Annotated in this window: 19 protein-coding genes; 16 read left to right on the top strand and 3 right to left on the bottom strand. The window is 67.2% G+C overall.

The window, feature by feature from the left end; translation table 11 throughout:
- Positions 1-58: 58 nt before the first annotated feature.
- From P9A17_RS23445 to P9A17_RS23435, 3 genes are read left to right on the top strand one after another with little or no spacing between them, the layout of a single operon-like run.
- A complete protein-coding gene (locus tag P9A17_RS23445; RefSeq protein WP_278041444.1) occupies positions 59-4,483 on the top strand; it encodes an amino acid adenylation domain-containing protein in 4,425 nt (1,474 codons plus the stop codon).
- Positions 4,480-5,808: an NADPH-dependent L-lysine N(6)-monooxygenase MbtG gene (mbtG, locus tag P9A17_RS23440; RefSeq protein WP_278041144.1), complete on the top strand. Its 1,329-nt coding sequence runs from the start codon at positions 4,480-4,482 to the stop codon at positions 5,806-5,808. Before P9A17_RS23445 ends, mbtG begins: the two co-directional genes overlap by 4 nt.
- Positions 5,789-5,998: an MbtH family protein gene (locus P9A17_RS23435; protein WP_278041143.1), complete on the top strand. Its 210-nt coding sequence runs from the start codon at positions 5,789-5,791 to the stop codon at positions 5,996-5,998. Before mbtG ends, P9A17_RS23435 begins: the two co-directional genes overlap by 20 nt.
- A 13-nt stretch (positions 5,999-6,011) precedes the next feature.
- Here the strand turns inward: P9A17_RS23435 and P9A17_RS23430 are convergent, their stop codons facing one another.
- Entirely contained in the window at positions 6,012-6,314 is a 303-nt protein-coding gene (locus P9A17_RS23430; RefSeq protein ID WP_278041142.1) for a type II toxin-antitoxin system VapB family antitoxin, read from the bottom strand.
- Positions 6,315-6,484: 170 nt separating this feature from the next.
- Here P9A17_RS23430 and hrcA point away from each other — a divergent pair, with 170 nt between their 5' ends.
- From hrcA to P9A17_RS23375, 11 genes are all read left to right on the top strand, one after another.
- Complete coding sequence (gene hrcA / locus P9A17_RS23425) at positions 6,485-7,516, top strand: heat-inducible transcriptional repressor HrcA (RefSeq protein ID WP_278041141.1); 1,032 nt, start codon at positions 6,485-6,487, stop codon at positions 7,514-7,516.
- A gap of 29 nt (positions 7,517-7,545) precedes the next feature.
- Complete coding sequence (gene dnaJ / locus P9A17_RS23420; RefSeq protein ID WP_278041140.1) at positions 7,546-8,694, top strand: molecular chaperone DnaJ; 1,149 nt, start codon at positions 7,546-7,548, stop codon at positions 8,692-8,694.
- 16 nt (positions 8,695-8,710) lie between these two features.
- Positions 8,711-9,448, top strand: a complete 738-nt coding sequence (locus P9A17_RS23415; RefSeq protein ID WP_278041139.1) for a 16S rRNA (uracil(1498)-N(3))-methyltransferase — start codon at positions 8,711-8,713, stop codon at positions 9,446-9,448.
- 122 nt (positions 9,449-9,570) lie between these two features.
- A complete protein-coding gene (locus P9A17_RS23410) occupies positions 9,571-9,990 on the top strand; it encodes an MmpS family transport accessory protein (RefSeq protein WP_278041138.1) in 420 nt (139 codons plus the stop codon).
- Positions 9,987-12,848: an RND family transporter gene (locus tag P9A17_RS23405; protein ID WP_278041137.1), complete on the top strand. Its 2,862-nt coding sequence runs from the start codon at positions 9,987-9,989 to the stop codon at positions 12,846-12,848. Before P9A17_RS23410 ends, P9A17_RS23405 begins: the two co-directional genes overlap by 4 nt.
- An 86-nt stretch (positions 12,849-12,934) precedes the next feature.
- On the top strand, positions 12,935-13,978 hold the full coding sequence (locus P9A17_RS23400; RefSeq protein ID WP_278041136.1) for a PhoH family protein: 1,044 nt from the start codon (positions 12,935-12,937) through the stop codon (positions 13,976-13,978).
- A gap of 15 nt (positions 13,979-13,993) precedes the next feature.
- Positions 13,994-14,545, top strand: coding sequence for an rRNA maturation RNase YbeY (ybeY, locus tag P9A17_RS23395; RefSeq protein WP_278041135.1), 552 nt, complete (start codon positions 13,994-13,996; stop codon positions 14,543-14,545).
- Entirely contained in the window at positions 14,542-15,849 is a 1,308-nt protein-coding gene (locus tag P9A17_RS23390) for a hemolysin family protein (protein WP_278041134.1), read from the top strand. Before ybeY ends, P9A17_RS23390 begins: the two co-directional genes overlap by 4 nt.
- Positions 15,842-16,168, top strand: coding sequence for a cytidine deaminase (locus P9A17_RS23385; RefSeq protein WP_278041133.1), 327 nt, complete (start codon positions 15,842-15,844; stop codon positions 16,166-16,168). The genes P9A17_RS23390 and P9A17_RS23385 overlap by 8 nt, the downstream gene beginning before the upstream one ends.
- A complete protein-coding gene (gene era, locus P9A17_RS23380; RefSeq protein ID WP_278041132.1) occupies positions 16,165-17,073 on the top strand; it encodes a GTPase Era in 909 nt (302 codons plus the stop codon). Before P9A17_RS23385 ends, era begins: the two co-directional genes overlap by 4 nt.
- A gap of 223 nt (positions 17,074-17,296) precedes the next feature.
- The gene (locus P9A17_RS23375) at positions 17,297-18,637 is read left to right on the top strand and encodes a PE-PPE domain-containing protein (RefSeq protein ID WP_278041131.1); all 1,341 of its coding nucleotides are present in this window, start codon (positions 17,297-17,299) and stop codon (positions 18,635-18,637) included.
- Positions 18,638-18,743: 106 nt separating this feature from the next.
- Here the strand turns inward: P9A17_RS23375 and P9A17_RS23370 are convergent, their stop codons facing one another.
- Together P9A17_RS23370 and P9A17_RS23365 are read right to left on the bottom strand one after the other, a co-directional pair.
- The gene (locus P9A17_RS23370; RefSeq protein WP_278041443.1) at positions 18,744-19,163 is read right to left on the bottom strand and encodes a CAP domain-containing protein; all 420 of its coding nucleotides are present in this window, start codon (positions 19,161-19,163) and stop codon (positions 18,744-18,746) included.
- A gap of 76 nt (positions 19,164-19,239) precedes the next feature.
- A complete protein-coding gene (locus P9A17_RS23365) occupies positions 19,240-20,763 on the bottom strand; it encodes an amidase (RefSeq protein WP_278041130.1) in 1,524 nt (507 codons plus the stop codon).
- Between the two features lie 63 nt (positions 20,764-20,826).
- Between P9A17_RS23365 and recO the strand changes: the two genes are divergently transcribed.
- On the top strand, positions 20,827-21,645 hold the full coding sequence (recO, locus tag P9A17_RS23360) for a DNA repair protein RecO (RefSeq protein ID WP_278041129.1): 819 nt from the start codon (positions 20,827-20,829) through the stop codon (positions 21,643-21,645).
- Positions 21,596-22,474, top strand: coding sequence for a decaprenyl diphosphate synthase (locus P9A17_RS23355; protein ID WP_278041128.1), 879 nt, complete (start codon positions 21,596-21,598; stop codon positions 22,472-22,474). Before recO ends, P9A17_RS23355 begins: the two co-directional genes overlap by 50 nt.
- The last annotated feature ends 7 nt before the right edge of the window (positions 22,475-22,481 follow it).

Here is a 22,481-nt window from a genome sequence, read left to right as displayed (position 1 = left end):
GAGACGTCCCGTGACGCGTGCCGCGCCGAAAGCCGACAAACCCGCCATCGAAGACGTCATGGCGCTCAGCCCGCTGCAGCAGGGGCTGTTCTCGATGTCGACGCTCACCGACGACGACACGACGGTCGACCCGTACGTCATCGCGATGGCCGCCGATGCCGTCGGGGTGTTGGACGTCGCGTTGTTGCGCGAGTGCGCGGCGACACTGCTTGTGCGGCATGCCAATCTGCGCGCCAGCTTCGTCCACGGCAACCTGAGCCGAGCGGTGCAGGTGGTGCCGACGCGCGTCGAACTCCCGTGGCGGCACGTCACCGTCACCGACGATGACGAACTCGACACTGTCGAATCAGCCGAACGGACACGGCCGTTCGACCTCGCCTGCGGCCCCGTGATCCGCTTCCTGCTCATCGAGGCGCCCGCGCGCTGGCGTTTCGTCGTCACCGCGCACCACATCCTGATCGACGGCTGGTCGCTGCCGTTATTCATGGGTGAGCTGCTCACCCTCTACCGGGCCGGTGGCGACGCTGCCGCGCTGCCGGAACCGCCGCGGCCCTACCGCGATTACATCGGCTGGCTCGCCGGCGTGGACCAGGACGCCAGTCGCCAGATGTGGCGCAGCCACCTTGCCGGGATCGACGGCCCGACGCTGCTCACGCCGGCACTGACGGCGACCGCGCCGACGGGCCGGCCACAGCTGACCGAGGTGCGTCTCGACACCGACGCCACCCGCGCGCTCGTCGAGGCCGCCCGAGCACGAGGCGTCACCGTCAACACTCTGATTCAGATGGCCTGGGCCAGTGTCGTTTCGGTGATCACCGACCGCCGTGACGTGACGTTCGGGGTGACCGTGTCCGGGAGGCCCAGTGAGCTGGCGGGTGTCGAGCGGATGGTCGGCCTGTTCATCAACACCGTGCCGCTGCGGGTGCGACTGGACCCCGCCATAACGGTGCGTGAGCAGTGTGTCGCGGTCCAGCGGGAGGCGGCCGTCCTGCGCGACCACGGCTACCTCGGCCACTCGGAATTACGCGCTCTCGCCGGCGTCGGCGAACTGTTCGACACGCTGTTGGTGTACGAGAACTTCCCGCCGGGTGGGCTGGTCGGACAAACCGAATTCGAGGCCAACGGAGCAACATTCACCCCGTCGGCGCTCGAGAGCCTGTCGCACTTCCCGGTCACGATCGCCGCGCACCTTGCCGGTGACGAGCTGACCGTCTTCGTCGAGGTCATCGACGGTGCGCTGGGACAACTGCGCCCCGCCGACCTCGGCAGACGGGTGCTGCACACCGCGCAGCGGCTGATCAGCCACTGGGATCGCCCGTTGCGAGATGCGGGAATCCTGCTGCCCGACGAAGAAGAAACCACAACGGTCACGGCATCTCTCGAAACACCATCCGCCGGCGGTATCCACGCCCGGTTCACCGAGATCGCCGGCAGCAGGCTCGGTTCGGTCGCACTGACCTGGAGCGCGGGTTCGCTCACCTACCGCGAACTCGACGAGGCTGCCGACCGCGTGGCCGCGGCGCTGAGTGATGCCGGAGTGAGCGCGGAGACACCGGTCGCGGTAAAGCTCTCCCGCGGACCCGACTACGTCATCGCCATGTTCGGGGTGCTGAAGGCCGGCGGGGTGATCGTGCCCCTCGACCCCGGGATGCCCAAGGACCGGATCGCCGACATCCTCGACCAGGCGGGCGTCCAACTGACGATCGACGACGTCTTTCTGGCCTCGCTTCCCGCGGCGCCCGCGGCCGCATTCCGGCCCGTGCCTGCGCCGCTGGACCAGGCCGCCTACATCGTGTTCACATCGGGCACCACCGGCCGCCCCAAAGGTGTCGTCGGAACGCACGCTGCCGTCCTCGCCTACGCCGACGACCACGCCGCACACGTTCTGCGGCCCGCAGCCGACCGGGTGGGGCGTCCGTTGCGGGTCGGGCACGCCTGGTCGTTCACCTTCGATGCCGCCTGGCAGCCGCTGGCGGCGCTTCTCGACGGCCACTGCGTGCACATCGTCGGCGACGAATCTCAGCGAGACGCCGAGGCTTTGGTCCACACGATCGGCCGGTTCGGCATAGACTTGCTCGACACCACCCCGTCGATGTTCGCGCAGCTGTACGACGTCGGGTTGCTCACCACCGTTCCGCTCGCGGTTCTCGCACTGGGCGGGGAAGCGGTCAGCGCGTCGACATGGCGGCTGATCGGTGACGAATGTGCCCGCACCGGGATGTCAGCCTTCAACTGCTACGGCCCGACCGAGACCACGGTAGAGGCCGTGGTTGCCGCCATCGACCGATACGAGCGCCCGTCGATCGGGCGTCCGACCCAGACCACACGGGCCTATGTCCTCGACGCGTGGCTGCGCCACGTGCCCGACGGGGTGGCGGGCGAGTTGTATCTTGCCGGGCAACAGCTCACCCGTGGCTATCTCGGGCGTTCCGCGGAAACCGCGCGGCGTTTCGTCGCCGACCCGTTCGTGGCGGGGGAGCGGATGTACCGCACCGGTGACGTGGTTCGCCGGGGCTCCGACGGTGGTCTGCAGTTCCTCGGCCGCGCCGACGACCAGGTCAAGATCCGCGGTTTCCGCGTCGAACCGGGTGAGATCGCGGCGGTGCTGTGCGGCCATCCCGATGTCGCCGACGCGCACGTCGTCGTCGGCCGGCGGGAGCGGCACGTCCGGCTGACGGCCTATGTCGCCTGCGGAGTGCATCGTCCCGAGATCGCCGACTTACGCGCTCTGATGGCAAAGCGGTTGCCGCACTACATGGTTCCGCAGCACATCGTGGTCCTGCCCGAGCTGCCGCTGACCGCTCACGGCAAGATCGACGACGCCGCGCTGGCCGCGCACGCCGTCGAGGAGGCGCCGTCGGTCGCCCCCGAGACGCCGACCGAGGCCGCGCTCGTCGAGCTGCTCACCGAAGTCCTCGACGGCGACGACGTCGGAGTGACGACGGACTTCCTGGAGATGGGGCTCGACAGCATCGTGGCGCTGACGCTGGTGCACGCCGCACGCCGTCGCGGCATCGAGATGCGCGCCCGGCTGATGCTGGAGTGCAACACCATTCGCGAGCTGGCTTCGGCGATCGACGCCGGCGGACACCGCCATGCGCCGGCTCCGATGACGGCGGACCGGTTCGGGGAGGTAGCGCCCGCGCCGATCATGTCCTGGATGTACGAGTGCGGGAACTTCCGCCGTTTCACCCAGAACGTGCTCATCGCGCTGCCTGCCGATATCACCGAACAGCGCCTGCTGCAGATCCTGCAGGCGCTGCTGGATCGGCACGACATGCTCCGGTCGGTGCTGGACACCGGGGACGGCGGGTACCGTCTGCGTACTCGACCACCGGGCGCGGTGGGCGCCCGCGATGTGCTCGTGGCCGCCGACAAATCTGCCGAGGACGCTATCGGTACCGAAGTCGTTGCCGCACTGGACCGTATCGATCCCGAATCCGGGTCGATGGTGCAGGCTGTGTGGTTCCGGCAGGGCCCGCCGGTGCTCGCCCTCTGCGTTCACCACCTCGCCACCGACGTGGTGTCGTGGTACGTCATCCTCGGCGCGCTCGCCGGCATCGACGCCGAGATCGTCGCCGGGCGCACGCCGGAACAGGCGGCCGAGTACACCACCTACCGGGAGTGGACGAGGCTGCTGCACGAGCGTAGCGGGACCGAGGCCGTGCTCGCGCAGCGTGAGTTCTGGACCGGACAGTTGGATGCGCCGGACCCGTTGCTGGGCAGTCGCTCTCCGGATTCGCAGCACGACACCTGGGCTTCGCTCGAATTGACCGATGTCGTCACCGACGCCGCCGCCACGCGTGAGATCCTGGCCGGTCTCGACGGCGCGGGAATCGAGATGCGCGATTTCCTGCTCGCCGCACTGACCTTGACGCTGACGTCCTGGCGTATCGAACGGGGGCAGAAGGCCTCCGACGGCTCGTTGATCGCTCTCGAAGGCCATGGCAGGGAAGATCTGCTCATCGACCATGTCGACACGTCGGCAACCGTCGGATGGTTCACCTCGGTGTACCCGGTGCGGCTCGGCGCGGGCGAGGGCGCTGTCGACGTCGACACGATCGGGGGCAACCCGGCCGCCGCCCGGACGTTGTTGAAGACTGTCACCGAAGAGGTTGGCGCGGTACCGAATCGGGGCCTGGACTACGGGCTGCTGCGCTACGTCAGGCCCGACGGCGGGCTGGCCCATCTGCCTCATCCGCAGGTGGAGTTCAACTACATCGGCCGCCACGACCTCAGCGGTGACGCCGTGCCCACGGACTGGTCGTTGATCACCGACGCCGCGCTCAATGCGCACATGCCCGCGGCGGCGGAACCCGATCTGCCGCTGCGCTATACGTTCGACGTCATCTCGGTGGTCACCGACGGCCCGCACCTGCGCACCAGCTGGCGGTGGAGCCGGTTGCTGTCGAGCGCCGCCGAGGTCGACCGGATCACCGATCTGTGGCGCCAAGCCGTCACCGTTCTCGGAGAGGCGCTATGACAGCGAACCCGGCGACATCACGCCCGACACCCACGCTCGCCGTGATCGGCGCCGGGCCTAAGGCGATCTCGGTGGCCGCCAAGGCCGCCGAACTCCGCAAGATGGGCGTCAGCGTGCCCGACGTGGTGGCGATCGAGCGCAGTACGGTCGCCGCCAACTGGCAGGCAGTCGGAGGCTGGACCGACGGTCAGCACCGGCTCGGCACGGGTCCGGAGAAGGACGTCGGATTCCCGTACCGTTCGTCGCTGGTCCCGCGCCGCAACGCCGAGCTCGACGACCGTATGACGCGACACAGCTGGCAGTCGTATTTGATCGCGAGTGCCCAGTTCGCCGAATGGATCGACCGCGGAAGGCCCGCCCCGACCCACTGGGGGTGGAGCCGCTACCTGCGCTGGGTCGCCGACAACATCGGCATGTCCGTGATCCACGGTGAGGTGCAACGCATTTCGGTCGACGATCACCGGTGGGCGCTGGTCACACCGCAGCAGACGGTGCACGCCGACGGCGTCATGATCACCGGGCCGGGGCAGGCCCAGCGCTCGATCCTGCCGCACGATCCGCGGGTGTTCTCGATTGCGCAGTTCTGGGAGCGCGCCGCTCGCCCGGACCTCATCGTCGCCGAACGGGTCGCCGTCATCGGGGGTGGTGAGACGGCCGCGTCGATGCTCAACGAGCTATTTCGGCACCGGGTTTCGACGATCACCGTCATCTCCCCGTCGGTGACCCTGTTCACCCGCGGCGAGAGCTTCTTCGAGAACACGTTGTTCTCCGACCCGACTGACTGGTCGAGTTTGACGGTCACCGAACGGCGCGACGCACTGGGCCGGACCGACCGTGGGGTGTTCTCGGCGCGTGTGCAGGACGCGCTGCTCGCCGACGACCGCATCCGCCACCTTCGCGGCAGGGTTGCCCACGCCGTCGCCCGGGACCAGCGAATCCGGTTGACGCTCAGCTCGAATCGTGGCGGAGAGGCCCTGGAGACGGTCCACGGTTTCGACCTCGTGATCGACGGCTCCGGCGCGGATTCGATGTGGTTCGAGCCGCTGTTCAGCCAGGACGCCCGCGACCTGATCGAGTTGGCCCTGCGCGCGCCGCTGTCGGGCGACTCGCTGCAGGAGTCGATCGGCCACGACCTGTCCGTCACCGGCGTGACTCCAAAGCTGTTCCTACCCGGCCTGTCTGGCCTCATGCAGGGCCCCGGCTTTCCGAACCTCAGCTGCCTGGGGCTGCTGTCCGACCGGGTACTGGGCGCCCGATATCCGAGGGCCGAAAGCCCCACCGACCACCGATCGACGAGGAGAAGCAATGAGCACGAATCCGTTTGACGACGAGAACGCCACGTTCTTCGTGTTGGTCAACGACGAGGAGCAGTACAGCCTCTGGCCCGTATTCGCCGATGTCCCCGCCGGGTGGCGCGTGGCGTTCGGCGAGAGCGCCCGCGCGGCCTGCCTGACCTACGTCGAAGAGCAGTGGACGGACATGCGTCCGCGCAGCCTGCGCGAGGCGATGGCCTGACGGGCCGCGGGACTCAGACCGGCTGGTCCATGTCGAACACCCGGGCGTGCAGCACCGTGCGGTTGCGCAGCGCCGCCCGCACGGCACGGTGCAGGCCGTCTTCGAGATAGACGTTGCCCCGCCACTTCACCGCATGTGGGAAGAGGTCGCCGTAGAACGTCGAATCCTCGGAGAGCAGCCGGTCGAGCGCCAGCACGGTGGTCGTCATGACCAGTTCGTCGAGCCGGATCTGGCGGGGCGGGATCTGCGCCCACTGCCGGTGCGACAGTCCGTGGTCCGGGTAGGGCCTGCCGTCGCGAACCCCTTTGAAGATCATCGAACGCGCCTTCGCTGCTCTTTGCCCCACCGTTATTTTGCTCGGAACGGTTAGGTTAACCTGCCCGGCCCGACGCCGCTTTGCCACCACGTGTCGCTCGGTCGATCGTGCTGTCGGCGCTCACCGTAAAATGAACGCGACTGACACGGGTCTATTTCAGGTGGTGAACAGTGGGCAGCGCGGACGAGCGTCGATTCGAGGTTTTACGTGCCATCGTCGCCGACTTCGTCGCCACCAAAGAACCGATCGGCTCCAAGACCCTCGTCGAGCGTCACAACCTCGGAGTTTCCAGCGCGACGGTGCGCAACGACATGGCTGTCCTGGAGGCCGAGGGCTACATCGCGCAGCCGCACACCAGCTCCGGCCGGGTGCCGACGGAGAAGGGTTACCGCGAGTTCGTCGACCGGCTCGACGACGTCAAACCGATGTCGGGTGCCGAACGCCGCGCGATCCTGTCGTTCCTGGAGTCCGGCGTCGACCTCGACGACGTGCTCCGCCGCGCGGTGCGGCTGCTCGCACAGCTGACCCGTCAGGTGGCCGTCGTCCAGTACCCGATGCTGTCGACCTCGTCGGTGCGCCGCCTCGAAGTGGTGGCTCTGACCCCGGCCCGGTTGCTTCTGGTGGTCATCACCGATTCCGGCCGCGTCGATCAGCGCATCGTCGAACTGGGTGACGCTCTCGACGAGACGCAACTGGCGCAGCTGCGCGACCTGCTGGGTCAGGCGCTCGAAGGTAAGCCGCTGACGGCGGCCTCGATCGCGGTCTCGGATCTGGCGTCGCACCTCAACGGTCAGGGCGGGCTCGCCGACGCGGTCGGCCGATCAGCAACGGTGCTGGTCGAAACACTGGTGGAGCACACCGAGGAGCGCCTGCTGCTCGGCGGCACGGCGAACCTGACACGCAACACCGCCGACTTCGGTGGTTCACTGCGCTCGGTGCTGGAGGCGCTCGAGGAGCAGGTCGTGGTGCTCCGGCTGCTGGCGATGCAGCAGGAAGCGGGCAAGGTGACGGTGCGCATCGGTCACGAGACCGAGGCCGAGCAGATGGCCGGCACCTCGGTGATCAGCACCGCATACGGCAGCTCGGGCAAGGTGTTCGGCGGCATGGGAGTGTTGGGGCCCACACGAATGGACTATCCGGGAACCATCGCCAACGTCGCCGCGGTTGCTCTCTATATTGGCGAAGTCTTAGGTAACCGCTGACCTGATCGGTCAGGCGGGAAAGGTTGAGCGTGGCACGCGACTATTACGGGCTGCTCGGAGTGAGCAACGGTGCAAGCGATGCGGAGATCAAGCGCGCGTATCGCAAGCTCGCCCGCGAACTGCACCCCGACGTCAACCCCGACGAGGGCGCCCAAGCCCGCTTCCAGGAGATCAGTGTCGCCTACGAGGTGCTCAGCGATCCCGAGAAGCGGCGCATCGTCGACCTCGGCGGCGATCCGATGGAGTCCGCGGGTGCGGGTGCAGGCGGGTTCTCCGGATTCGGCGGGCTCGGCGACGTCTTCGAGGCGTTCTTCGGTGGTGGCACCGCCTCGCGCGGTCCGATCGGGCGGGTGCGTCCCGGCTCCGACTCGCTGCTGCGGATGCGCCTCGATCTCGCCGAGTGCGCGACAGGCGTGACCAAGCAGGTCACCGTCGACACTGCCGTCCTGTGCGACCTGTGCCACGGCAAAGGCACGCACGGAAACTCGAGCCCGACCGCGTGCGATACGTGCGGTGGCCGCGGTGAGGTGCAGACCGTGCAGCGGTCGCTGCTGGGTCAGGTGATGACGTCGCGACCGTGTCCGGTCTGCGGCGGCGTCGGCGAGGTCATCCCGAACCCGTGCAACCGGTGTGCCGGGGACGGCCGGGTGCGTGCCCGCCGGGAGATCAGCGTCAAGATCCCGGCAGGCGTAGGCGACGGCATGCGGGTGCGGCTGGCCGCGCAGGGCGAGGTCGGTCCAGGTGGTGGCCCGGCGGGGGATCTGTACGTCGAGGTGCACGAGAAGCCGCATCCGGTGTTCGTCCGCGAAGGTGACGACCTGCACTGCACGATCTCGGTGCCGATGTATGACGCCGCGTTGGGCACCACCGTGTCGGTGGACGCGATCCTCGACGGACCCATCGACATCACGATCGGCGCGGGCACCCAGCCGGGCTCGGTCACCACGCTGCGCGGCCACGGTATGCCGCATCTGCGCTCCGGCGTCCGCGGCGATCTGCACGCCCACATCGACGTGGTCGTGCCGTCGCGGCTCGACCACGAGGACATCGAACTGCTGAGCACCCTGAAGGAACGCAGCCGCGACTCCGCCGAGGTGCGCAGCGCGCAGGCCACGAGCGCCGGATCGCAAGGCGGCGGCCTGTTCTCCCGGCTGCGCGAGACGTTCACCGGGCGTTAGATTCGAACGGAAGTCCGTGCGCAGTCTCTTCTTCGTCGACGCGGTTCCCGCGATCGGTGAGACCGCCGTCGTCGACGGCGACGAGGGACACCATGCGGCGACGGTGTGCCGCACCAGGGCGGGCGAGGAACTCGACCTGGCCGACGGCGCCGGCACCGTCGCACACTGCATCGTCGAGGACGTGGCGAAGGGCCGGCTGACCGCCCGCGTGCTGGACCGTCGGTTCGTCGAGCCGCCCACACCGGCCGTCACCGTCGTCCAGGCGCTACCCAAATCGGATCGTTCGGAGCTCGCCGTCGAACTCGCCACCGAGGCGGGCGCCGACGCGTTCGTCGCGTGGCAGGCCTCGCGCTGCGTGGCCCGCTGGGACGGCGCCAAGGTCGACAAAGGACTGCGCCGCTGGGCCGCCGTGGCGCGGGCGGCCGCGCGCCAGTCCCGCAGGGCCTACATCCCGGCCGTCGAGGGCGTCGTGACCACGCGGGAGCTGTCCGAGTCGACGCGCTCCGCGTCACCCGGGTCTGTCCTCGTGCTGCACGAATCGGCGACCCGGCCGCTGGCCGACGCGGTCGCGGGGACACCGGAGTCGCTGACGCTGATCATCGGACCCGAGGGCGGCATCTCCGACGATGAACTGGCCGCTCTCACCGACGCCGGCGCGGTGGCGGTGCGGCTCGGGCCGTCGGTGCTGCGCACGTCGACGGCGGCGGCGGTAGCGCTCGGAGCGCTCGGCGTTCTCACTCCCCGCTGGCAGTAGCCGACACCCCCCGGGGGTAGCACCCCGGTCGAAACTTAGATAGGTTAGCCTTCCCTCCGGAAGACGCAAGACCAGTTGCCTCCGGCGCTGCCCATCGAGAAGGACTCCCAATTCTCACCCGCGTGACCCGTGCATGGATACCTCTGGTCCTGGTGCTCGTCCTGGTCGTCGGAGGCTTCGCCGTGTGGCGCATCCGCAACATCTTCGGCTCCCACCAGCTACCGACCTACGCAGGCAGCATGTCCTCGGACTCCAACAAATCCGATCCGAAGCGAGTGCGCTACGAAGTCTTCGGAAATCCCGGAGCCACCGCCGACATCAACTACATCGACGCCGAAGGCGACCCGAACCAGATCGTCGGCGCGGCATTGCCGTGGTCGGTCGTCGTCGAGACCAACTCGCCGGCCATGGTGGGAAACGTTGTGGCACAAGGTGACGGCGACTTCATCGGCTGCCGGATCTCGGCCGACGACGTCGTGAAGGACGAACGCACCGCGTACAACTACACGGCCTACGTCTACTGCTTCACGAAGTCCGCATGAAACTCACTGCCACCACCCGCGAATCGCTGCGGGAACCCACCTTCCTCGCGCGGCTGATCCGTCGGCTCTCGGTCCCGATCATCCTGGGTTGGCTGCTGCTGGTGGCCGCGCTGAACCTGCTGGTGCCTCAACTCGAGGTCGTCGCCGCCCAGAACGCGGTGTCGATGAGCCCGAGCAACGCCCCGTCGATGCAGGCCATGGCCGACATGGGCCGGCTGTTCGGGGAATCGGAATCCGACTCGATCGCGCTGATCGTGCTGGAAAGCGACCAGCCGCTCGGCGACGACGCGCACGCCTACTACGACCAGCTCATCGCCAAGCTCGAGGCCGACCCCGACCACATCCGCAACATCCAGGACACCTGGGGCGACCCGCTGACCCAGGCCGCGGCGCAGAGCAGCGACGGCCGGGCCGCCTACGTGACGCTCTATCTCGCGGGCAACATGGGCGAGACGGAGAGCAACGACTCCGTCGCCGCCGTCCGCGGGATCGTCGACAGTCTGTCGCCGCCCGACGGTGTGCTGGTGCACGTGACGGGCCCCGCCGCGCTGACCGCCGACGTGAACATCGCCGGTGAGAGCAGCATGGCGCTGATCCTGATGGTGACGTTCGCCGTCATCATCGTGCTGCTGCTGTTCTTCTACCGCTCGATCACCACCGTGATCCTGCTGCTGATCATGGTCGGCGTTCAAATGTCGATCGCCCGCGGTGTCGTGGCCGCGCTCGGCCACTTCCAGATCATCGGGTTGTCGACGTTCGCGGTGAACCTGCTGATCTCACTGGCCGTCGCGGCAGGCACCGACTACGCGATCTTCCTCGTCGGCCGCTATCAGGAGGCGCGCTCGTCGGGCGCCACCCACGAGCAGGCCTACTACGAGATGTTCCACGGCACGGCACACGTCGTGCTGGGCTCCGGCCTGACCATCGCCGGCGCGATGTACTGCCTGTCGTTCACCCGCATGCCCTACTTCCAGAGCATGGGTGTGCCGTGCGCGGTGGGCATCCTCGCCGGTGTCGCCGTCGCCCTCACGCTGGGCCCGGCGATCGTGGCCGTCGGCAGCCGCTTCAATCTTCTGGAACCCAAGCGCGCCATGCGGATCCGCGCCTGGCGGCGCATCGGGACAATGGTCGTCCGCTGGCCGGGGCCGATCCTCGTGGCGTCGCTGGCGCTCGCCCTGATCGGCCTCGCCGCGCTGCCTGGGTACAAGACGAGCTACGACGACACCCGCTACATCCCGGAGTCCATCCCGGCGAACGCGGGCCTCAAAGCGGCCACCGAGCACTTCTCGCTGTCGCGGATGAGCCCCGAAGTGCTTCTCGTCGAGGCCGACCGCGACCTGCGCAACCCGTCCGACTTCCTCATCCTCGACCGGCTCGCCAAACGGGTGTTCGGCGTCGAGGGCGTGGCCCGCGTGCAGGCCCCGAGCCGCCCGGACGGCGCGCCCATCGCGAACACGTCGATCCCGTTCCTGATCAGCATGCAGGGCGTCGGTCAGCAGCAGAACATGAAGCTGATGAAGGACCGCATCGCCGACATGCGGGGCCAGGCCGACGACATCGCCAAGACCATCGCCACGATGAAGACGATGTACGCGTTGATGACGAAGTTCTCGACCATCACCACGGACATGATCGACGACATGACGGACATGCGGGACACCGTCCACCAGATCCGCGACATGGTCGCCACCTTCGACGACCAGTTCCGGCCGATCCGCAACTACTTCTACTGGGAACCGCACTGCTACAACATCCCGCTGTGCTGGTCGTTCCGGTCGCTGTTCGACTCGATGGACGGCATCAGCGTCATGACCGACACCTTCGACACCGCAGTCCAGAACATGGACGAGATGAAGAAGCTGCTGCCGCAGATGCTCGCGACGTTCCCGCCGATGATCGAGACCATGGAGAACATGCGTCAGATGATGCTGACGACGTATGCCACCATGGGCGGCTTCTACGACCAGATGGACGAGCTGACCCGCAACTCCACCGACATGGGCAAGGCCTTCGACGAGGCCAAGAACGACGACTCGTTCTACCTGCCGCCCGAGGTCTTCGAGAACGAGGACTTCAAGCAGGCGATGAAGAGCTTCTTCTCACCCGACGGCAAGACGGTGCGCATGCTCGTCGCGCACCGCGGTAACCCCACCACCGACGACGCACTGCAGCGGGTCGAACCCATCAAGATCGCGGCGATCGAGGCGCTCAAAGGCACGCCGCTGGAGAACGCGACCATCCAATTGGGCGGCACCGCGGCCACGTTCAAGGACATGTCCGACGGATCGCGCTACGACCTGCTGATCGCGGTCATCTCCGCGATGTGCCTGGTGCTGATGATCATGCTCGTGCTGACGCGCAGCCTGGTCGCCGCGCTCGTCATCGTCGGCACCGTGACGCTGTCGCTCGGCGCCTCGTTCGGCATCTCTATCCTGATCTGGCAGCACATCATCGGCATCGAACTGCACTGGATGGTGCTGGCGTTGTCGATCATCGCGCTGATCGCCGTCGGGTCCGATTACAACCTGCTACTCGTTTCACGCTTCAAAGAAGAGATCCCGGCCGGCATCAAGACGGGCATGATCCGTGCCATCGGCGGCACCGGCAGCGTCGTCACGGCGGCGGGCGTCGTGTTCGCGCTGACCATGGCATCGATGGTGGTCAGCGACCTGCGGATCATGGCACAGGTGGGGACGACGATCGGGTTGGGGCTGCTGTTCGACACGTTCGTCGTGCGCGCGTTCATGATGCCGGCGATCGCAACCCTGCTCGGCCGCTGGTTCTGGTGGCCGCTGGTCGTGCGGTCACGTCCGCTGCGGCAGCCGGCACCGGTCCCGGTGGAGACGGGCCCTAACTAGTTGGGCGGCGTGGGTCGGCAGGGCTAAACTGGGCTTTCGTAAAAGCACCCTCGGACGGAACCCAGAAAGCAGGCAGAAAACCACACGTGGCGCCCCGCGAAAATGCAGGCCAGGAAGCATCTGGTTCTCAGGTCCGCAGCAGCATTACGGTTCCGCCCGAATACGTCATGGGCCTCCTGGGATCCTCCGATGAGAATCTGCGCGCCCTGGAACGGCTGCTGTCCGCCGACATTCACGCCCGCGGCAACGCGATCACCATCTCCGGCGAGCCCGCCGACGTGGCGCTGGCCGAGCGGGCGATCTCCGAATTGATCGAGGTGGTCGCCAGCGGGCAGACCCTCACAGCGGACGCGGTGCGCCACAGCGTGGCGATGCTGACCGGAACCGTCGAAGAGTCGCCGGCAGAGGTGCTGACGCTCGACATCCTGTCGCGGCGCGGCAAGACGATCCGGCCCAAGACGCTCAACCAGAAGCGCTACGTCGACGCGATCGACGCGCACACCATCGTGTTCGGCATCGGTCCGGCCGGCACCGGCAAGACCTACCTGGCGATGGCCAAGGCCGTCAACGCACTGCAGACGAAGTCGGTGAGCCGGATCATCCTGACCCGCCCGGCGGTGGAAGCCGGTGAGCGCCTTGGCTTCCTGCCAGGGACGCTGAGCGAGAAGATCGACCCGTACCTGCGGCCGCTGTACGACGCGCTGCACGACATGATGGATCCCGAGCTCATCCCGAAACTGATGAGCGCGGGCGTGATCGAGGTGGCGCCGCTGGCGTACATGCGCGGCCGCTCGCTCAACGATGCGTTCATCATTCTCGACGAGGCGCAGAACACCACGGGCGAGCAGATGAAGATGTTCCTCACCCGGCTCGGCTTCAACTCCAAAATGGTTGTCACAGGCGATGTTACGCAGGTCGACCTGCCAGGAGGGGCGCCGTCCGGGCTCAACACGGCGATGCGCGTCCTCGGCAACGTCGACGACATCCACTTCGCCGAACTCACCAGCGCCGACGTCGTCCGGCATCGGCTCGTGTCCGAGATCGTGGACGCCTACGCACGTTTCGAGGAGCCGACGATGATGAATCGGGCCCAGCGGCGTGCGTCGGGCCCGGGACGTCCACGGCGGTAACAGGACTGAGAAGCAATGACTATTGAGGTGTCCAACGAATCGGGCATCGACGTTTCCGAAGCCGAACTCGTCAGCGTCGCCCGGTTCGTCATACGCAAGATGGACGTCAACCCTGCCGCCGAACTGTCGATGGTGCTCCTCGACGAGGCGGCGATGGCCGACCTGCACGTGCGCTGGATGGATCTGCCCGGGCCCACTGACGTGATGAGCTTCCCGATGGACGAGCTGGAGCCCGGGGGACGTCCTGATGCCCCCGAACCCGGCCCGTCGATGCTCGGCGACATCGTGCTGTGCCCCGAATTCGCTGCCAAACAAGCATCCGACGCGGGCCACACGCTCGGCCAGGAGCTGGCTCTGCTCACCGTGCACGGAGTGCTGCACCTGCTCGGCTACGACCATGCCGAGCCCGACGAGGAGAAAGAGATGTTCGCGCTGCAACGCGAGCTGCTCGAGGAGTGGGTGGCAGAACAGGTCGAGGCGTATCACCTCGACCGCCAGACCGAGAAGGACCGTCGCCTGCTCGACAAATCCCGGTATTTCGATCTGAACCACGGCGACACTCAGTGAGCAATATCGGGCAGCTCATCGGCGCGATCGTGCTGGTGGCCTTCGGTGGGCTGTTCGCGGCCATCGACGCCGCGCTGAGCACCGTGTCGATCGCCCGTGTCGAGGAACTGGTTCGCGAAGAGAGGCCGGGAGCGGTACGGCTGGCCCGCGTCATGGTCGACCGGCCCCGCTACATCAACCTCATCGTGCTGTTGCGCATCGCATGCGAGGTCAGCGCCACCGTGTTGATGGCCGCCTACCTCGACGACTACACCGGCGTCAGCCTGGGCCTCATGGCCGCCGCGGCGATCATGACGGTGGTCAGCTTCGTGGTGATCGGGGTCGGACCGAGAACGGTCGGAAGGCAGAACGCCTACCCGATCGCGTTGGTGACGGCGCTTCCGCTGCAAGCGATCTCAGTGGTCCTCACGCCGCTGAGCCGGTTGCTCGTGTTGCTCGGTAACGCTCTGACCCCGGGCCGAGGATTCCGCAACGGGCCGTTCGCGTCCGAGATCGAGCTGCGCGAGGTCGTCGACCTGGCTCAGCAGCGCGGAGTCGTCGCCGACGACGAACGTCGGATGATCCAGTCGGTGTTCGAACTCGGCGATACGCCCGCGCGCGAGGTGATGGTGCCGCGCACCGAGATGGTGTGGATCGAGAGCGAGAAGACGGCAGGCCAGGCGACCTCGCTGGCGGTGCGCAGCGGGCATTCCCGCATCCCGGTGATCGGAGAGAACGTCGACGACGTCATCGGCGTGGTCTACCTCAAAGACCTTGTGCAGAAGACGTACTACTCGAACAACGGCGGCCGCGGCACCAAGGTGTCGGAGGTCATGCGCAAGGCCGCGTTCGTCCCCGACTCCAAGCCGCTCGATGCGCTGCTGCGTGACATGCAACGCGACCGCGTGCACATGGTGCTGCTGGTCGACGAATACGGTGCCATCGCGGGTCTGGTGACGATCGAGGACGTGCTGGAGGAGATCGTCGGGGAGATCGCCGACGAATACGACACCGATGAGGTGGCGCCCATCGAGGACCTGGGGGAACAGACCTACCGCGTGTCGGCGCGACTGGCGATCGAGGATCTCAGCGAGCTCTACGACCTGCAGTTCGACGAGAACCTCGACGTCGACACGGTCGGTGGTCTGGTCGCCCTGGAGCTGGGCCGCGTTCCGCTGCCCGGCGCGGAGGTGCAGTGGGACGGTCTGCGGCTGCGCGCCGAGGGTGGCCCCGACCCGCGGGGCCGCGTCAGAATCGGCACGGTGCTGGTCAGCCCCGTCGAACCTGAACATACCGACGAGGACGAGAAGGACACCGATGACTGAGTCACAGGTTTTGAGCGATGAGGACGCCAAGCTGGTCGTGCTCGCCCGTGGCGCAATGGGCCGGGCCGAAGCCGGCAGCGGCGCCGCGGTGCGCGACCTGGACGGCCGTACCTACGCGGGAGCTCCCGTCGCCCTGGACGCGCTGGAGCTGACCGCATTGCAGGCCGCCGTCGCGGCAGCGGTCTCCAGCGGCGCGGTGGGCCTCGAGGCCGCCGTGCTCGTCGGAGGTTCCGCGGACGACGCCGGTGTCGCGGCGGTGCGGGAACTGTCCGCGGACGCCGTGGTCATCGTCACCGACCGTGCGGGAAACCCCGTATGACGGACGGGGTCGAATTCCGTTCGGGTTTCGTGTGTTTCGTCGGCCGGCCGAACACCGGCAAGTCCACGCTGACCAACGCTCTGGTGGGCACCAAGGTGGCCATCACGTCGAACCGGCCACAGACCACCAGGCACACCATCCGCGGCATCGTGCATCGCGACGACTTCCAGATCGTCCTCGTGGACACCCCTGGTCTGCACCGGCCCCGCACGCTCCTGGGGCAGCGGCTCAACGAACTGGTCAAGGACACCTACTCCGAGGTCGACGTCATCGGTATGTGCATCCCTGCCGACGAGAAGATCGGACCGGGGGACCGCTGGATCTACGAGCAGATCCGCGCGGTTGCGCCGCGAACCACGCTCATCGCCATCGTCACCAAGATCGACAAGGTGTCCAAGGATCGCGTCGGTGAACAGCTGCTCGCCGTCAGCGAACTGGTCGGCCCCGACGCCGACATCGTTCCGGTGTCGGCGACGTCGAACACCCAACTCGACGTCCTCGTCGACGTGCTCGTGTCGAAACTGCCGCCCGGGCCTGCGTTTTACCCCGACGGGGAGCTCACCGACGAGCCTGAAGAAGTCCTGATGGCCGAACTGATTCGGGAGGCGGCGCTCGAAGGCGTGCGCGACGAGCTGCCACATTCGCTGGCCGTCGTCATCGAGGAGGTCGAAGAGCGACCGGACCGGGACGACCTGATTGATGTGCGCGCGATCCTCTACGTCGAACGCGACTCGCAGAAGGGCATCGTGATCGGCAAGGGCGGTGCGCGGCTGCGTGAGGTCGGCACAGCCGCACGTACGCAGATCGAGAAGCTGCTCGGCACCAAGGTCTACCTGGATCTGCGCGTCAAGATCGCCAAAAATTGGCAGCGCGACCCGAAACAGCTCGGCCGGCTGGGCTTTTAGAAATGAAGTAGCCGCCTACCCTATCCGCCTCGCCCCGCGCGCTCGAGAATCCGTACACGGAGCATCGTGCGAGGAGGACGTCATGGGGGCTTGTCGGTATGTCGGTCGCGGACAAAGCGGGCCGAGAGTTCGGCGCACGGCGATACGGGCGTCGGCTGGGGTATCCCTGCTCGCCGCAGTGGCCGCCGTTGTACCGATGGCGGTTTCACCGAGCCCGCCTGCCGTGACACTGTCTGCGGACACGACGGCTCTGCTTGTCTGCGGAACGACGTGCCCAACCTGGGACGATGCCGGTGTTCAAGCGATCATGGACAACTTCATCACACCGACCCAGCCGGGCCGTGACATCACACCCGTCGCGGTGAAGACGCCCGAGGAGTTGTGGCCGCTCACCGGAATCTTGCGCCTGCTCGGTTTGGTGGCCGGCGACCCCAACATCTTCGGTCCCGGCGGGCCCGCTTGGCCCGATGAGCCCTGGTGGAAGCTCACCGGGTTCTTCGACCGCACAGGTAACCAGTCCGTCGAGGCCGGGGCAGCTGAGCTGGAGGACGCAATGCTTGCGCACCCCGGCGATGATCTGGTGATCTACGGCTTGTCGCAAGGTGCGGGCGTGGCGCTGACCGTGAAGAAGAGGCTGGCCGCGCAGTACCCGGACGGGACGGAAGCACCCAACGTCGACTTCGTGCTTCAGGGGGATGTCAACGTACCCAACGGCGGCCTGCAAGCCCGGCTTCCTGGTCTCTACATCCCGATTCTGGATTGGACGTTCACCGGACCCGAACCGACCGACACGCAGTTCGACACGGTCGTGATCTCCAGGCAGTACGACGGCTTCTCCGACTTCCCGCTCTATCCGCTCAGCGTCATCGCCGACGTGAACGCCCTCCTCGGAATCGTGTTTCTGCACACACGACCGTTCGATGTGAGCCTGCCGGAGGACCCCACGGAATCGCTGGCATACCAAGGTACACATGGGGATTCGAGCTATTACTTCTTCGAGTCGCCGGACCTGCCCTTGTTCGCGCCGCTGCGGATGCTGGGCGTGCCGGAACCGTTCATCGACGTCGTCGAACCGTTCTTCAGGGTTCTCGTGGAGCTGGGCTATGACCGCAGCATCCCGATCTGGGAGCCCACCCCTGCGCGGCTGTTTCCGAAGCACGACATGGTGACGGTGCTGGCCGACCTCGGCGACGCCGTCGAAGAGGGTGTCGACAACGCGCTGGCGCTCATCGGCCTGCCGCCGCTCGGCAAGACGACTTCGACCTTCGAGACGTCCCTGGCTGTTGAACCGTACTTGGCCGATGAGACGACGATGGCCAATGAGCCGGATACCGACGAAGCTGCGACAGTCGAGGAAATAGAGGAGCAGGACGCGCAGGCCTCGCCGGGCGCCGAACCGGCAAGCGATGCAGAGGTTGACGAGACGAAAAGCTCTGCGGGAGAAGAAGAGTCGGATGCTCAAGTCGCCGAGACTTCTGATGCCGACCTGACGACGCCTGAGGGGTCGTCGGCAGCGACGGAAGCGTCAGAGCCTGCCGACGAGCCGTCGGACAGCGGCGAATGAACGCCCGCGACCCGAAACACTGTGGGCGGCTGGGCCTTTAGCCTGCGATTCGGGCGTAGTTGGACAACGTGACGTTGGCGAAGTGCGCCGAAATCGCGCCGGGACGCTACCCCGGCTGGCCGTAGACCGCGACCACAACGGAGCGGTCGAAGGCGTTCTCCGACCAGACCCCGATCTGCGTGTTGGCACAGTTCGACATGATCGCCATGTAGTCCGGCCGGTAGTACCACTGGTTGAGAATCTCGATGCCGCTGATGGCCAGGGCCGGGTTGATCGCCACGGTCTCGGCGACCGTGCCGACGAAGCCGGCGTTGTTCGCGCGGACCTGGGCGGTGGATCCGTCGGAACCGATGTCACCGTTGAGGGCACGGTTGTTCAGCACATCTCTGGCATGCCATTCGGCGGCCAACTGCAGTTGCGGGTTGATCTTGAGATCGGTCTCGCAGCCGGCCTTGTGCTGGATCGTGTAGACGTTCACCGCGACACTCTCGTTGAGGCGCCGGTTGTCGGCCTGAGCCGCCGGCATGCCCGCGACCGCGGCGCCCACCAGCGCCACCGCCGGCAGCGTGCGCACAATCCTGTTCACGGTCACAGCCGGGAGATTACGCGACCTGGCCGCTCACCGAGTCCGGAGCTGTCAGATTCGGGGCGGGCACCGGCGGCGGAGCAGGAGCCCACCAGTTCTCCGGTTGATGCGTCGCCCAGCCGTTGATCGCCTCGAGCGCGGCAGCCAGCGACACGAGCAGCGGTTCGCTGTTCTCGGGCCCCATGAGCTGAACCCCGATCGGAAGGCCGTCGGAGGTGAAACCCGCGGGCACATTGATCGACGGCCAGCCCAGTAGATTCCACGGCCACGTCACCGGGCACGCCTGAATCATCATCCGGTCGGTCGCCATTCCGCTGAGCTGGTCGAACGCCTCCACCCTGGGCGGTGGCAGAGCTGTCGTCGGGGCCAGGACGACATCGGCGAGGTTGAAGATCCATCCCATGCGCTGCTGCGTGGCGGCTTCGTGGGCGCGGGCTTTACGCAGCGTGTTCTGCGACAGCAGCCACCCCATCCGGGCGTTGGACTGAGTGCGTTTGTCCCACGTGGCGCCGCGGCCGAGGCGGTCCATCCACTCGGGAATCCCGGATGTGGAGCGGGACAGGAAGTTCCACGACATCCGCAGGTTGTAGTCCGGGTCGGCGGCGACGATGGTGTGGCCGAGTTGGACCAGCTGGTCGGCGACGTCCTCCAGCGCCGAGCGGATCTCGGGGTGCAGGCGGGCGCGGAAGCCGGTGAACGGGAACTTCGTCGACATCGCGACCCGCAGTGGCCCGGGCGCCCGCGACACATAGTCGGACACTTGCACCGGCGGCGGGGTGTGCAGGTCACCGGCTGCGTTCCCGGACGCCGCGTCGAGCACCAGCGCCGCGTCGGACACGGTGCGCGCGAGGACACCGTTGACGGTGATGCCGTTGAACGCCTCCGGCAACGGCCACGTCGAGATGCGTCCACGCTGCGGTTTGATGCCGACCAGATGCGTCCACGCCGCGGGGATGCGCACGCTGCCTGCACCGTCGGAACCGATCGCGGCGGCGACGAGCCCGGCGGCCACCGCTGCGGCGCTGCCACCCGAGGAACCACCCGGGGTGTGGTCACGCGACCACGGGTTACGGGTGTGGCCGAACGCGGGCCCGCTCGTGAACGGCCACTGGCCGAGTTCGCACGTGTTGGTCTTGCCGACGATCACCGCGCCCGCGGCACGCAGCCTGCGCACCACCTCGGCGTCGGCGGTGGCGTCGGGAAACTCCCCGTCGGCTCCGAAGCGGGTCGGTACGCCGGCGACGTCGACATCGTCCTTGACGGCGATCGGGATGCCGAGCAGCGGCTGTTTGGACACGTCGGCGCCCGCGGCGCGTCGGCGATCGGCCTCGGCCGCGTCGGCGAGCGCCTTTTCGGTGAACACGACCCGGAACGCGTTGAGGGTGGGCTGGCTGGCCTCGATCGCGGTCAGTGACCGCCGCACCAGGTCAACGGATGTGGCGTTGCCACTGGCGAGCTGAAACAACTGGTTGCCCACTGTGGGTATCAGCGCTGTGGGCAATCGGGCGGGGGAACGGCGGGGAGGGGAGGAGTCGACCATCACTTACAACAATATCGGCGCTGCGGACCGGAAAACGTCCCCCGGGAGTGGGAGACTGGCCCGATGCGTCTGTACCGGGATCGAGCTGTGGTGCTTCGCCAGCACAAGCTCGGTGAAGCCGACCGGATCGTGAGTCTTCTGACTCGCGATCACGGCCTGGTGCGGGCGGTGGCCAAAGGGGTGCGGCGCACCCGCAGCAAGTTCGGCGCGCGGCTGGAACCGTTCGCGCACATCGACGTTCAGCTTCACCCCGGCCGCAACCTCGACATCGTCACCCAGGTCCAGGCCATCGACGCGTTCGCCTCCGACATCGTCAGCGACTACGGCCGCTACACCAGTGCCTGCGCAATGCTGGAGACCGCCGAGCGCCTCGCGGGAGAGGAGCGTGCGCCGGCGCCCGCGCTGCACAAGCTGACCGTTGCCGCGCTGCGTGCCGTCGCCGACGGCACCCGTCCCCGCGAACTCCTCCTCGACGCCTACCTGTTGCGCGCGATGGGTGTCGCGGGATGGGCGCCTGCTCTGACCGAATGCGCGCGGTGTGCCGCGCCGGGACCGCACCGGGCGTTTCACGTCGCCGCGGGCGGAAGCGTGTGTGTGCATTGCCGTCCGTCCGGATCGGCGACGCCGCCGCAGGGGGTGCTGGACCTGATGGCTGCCCTCTACGAGGGCGACTGGGATCACGCGCAGCTCTCGACTGCGTCGCACCGCAGTCAGGCGAGCGGGTTGGTCGCCGCCCATCTGCAGTGGCACCTCGAACGTCAGCTGCGCACGCTGCCGCTGGTGGAGCGGGTGGCGCATATGCCGGGTCAGACCATCAGGCAGGATATGGCGCATGGCAACCAAACGGAAGAGCAGCTACCCACAGCTGCCCCCGGCGCCTGACGACTATCCCGTCTTCCCGGACACGTCGACCTGGCCGGTCGTCTTTCCCGAGATCCCGGCAGGTACGAACGGGAAGTTCGCCCGCCCGCCGCAGCACACGTCCAAAGAAGCTGCGCCGCAGATCCCGGCCGACCAGGTGCCCAACCACGTCGCGGTGGTGATGGACGGTAACGGCCGGTGGGCCACGCAGCGCGGGCTCGGCCGCACGGAGGGCCACAAGATGGGCGAGGCGGTCCTGATCGACATCACCTGCGGCGCCATCGAGATCGGCATCAAACACCTCACGGTGTATGCGTTTTCGACGGAGAACTGGAAGCGCAGCACCGAGGAGGTGCGGTTCCTGATGGGCTTCAACCGCGAGGTGGTGCGCCGCAGGCGGGAGAATCTCAATGACATGGGTGTGCGGATGCGCTGGGTCGGTTCGCGCCCGCGCATGTGGAGCAGCGTCATCAAGGAATTCGACATCGCCGAGCAGATGACCGTCGACAACGACGTCATCACCATCAACTACTGCGTGAACTACGGCGGTCGTACCGAAATCATCGAGGCCACACGCGAACTCGCACAGCAGGCGGTCGACGGCAAGGTCAAGCCCGGGCGGATCAGCGAAGCGCAGTTCGCCAAGCATCTGCATCGCGCCGACATCCCCGACGTCGACCTGTTCATCCGGACGTCGGGGGAGCAGCGGGCGAGCAACTTCCTGTTGTGGCAGGCCGCCTACGCCGAATATGTCTTCCAGGACAAGCTCTGGCCGGACTACGACCGTCGCGACCTGTGGGCCGCCTGCGAGGAATACGTCCACCGCAACCGGCGCTTCGGTCGCGCGTAGGACACCG

The organism is Mycobacterium sp. 236(2023), from assembly GCF_029623955.1.
Classification (GTDB): Bacteria; Actinomycetota; Actinomycetes; order Mycobacteriales; family Mycobacteriaceae; genus Mycobacterium.
Note: the sequence above shows the minus strand (reverse complement) of the source record. Positions and strands in the feature narration are given on the sequence as shown.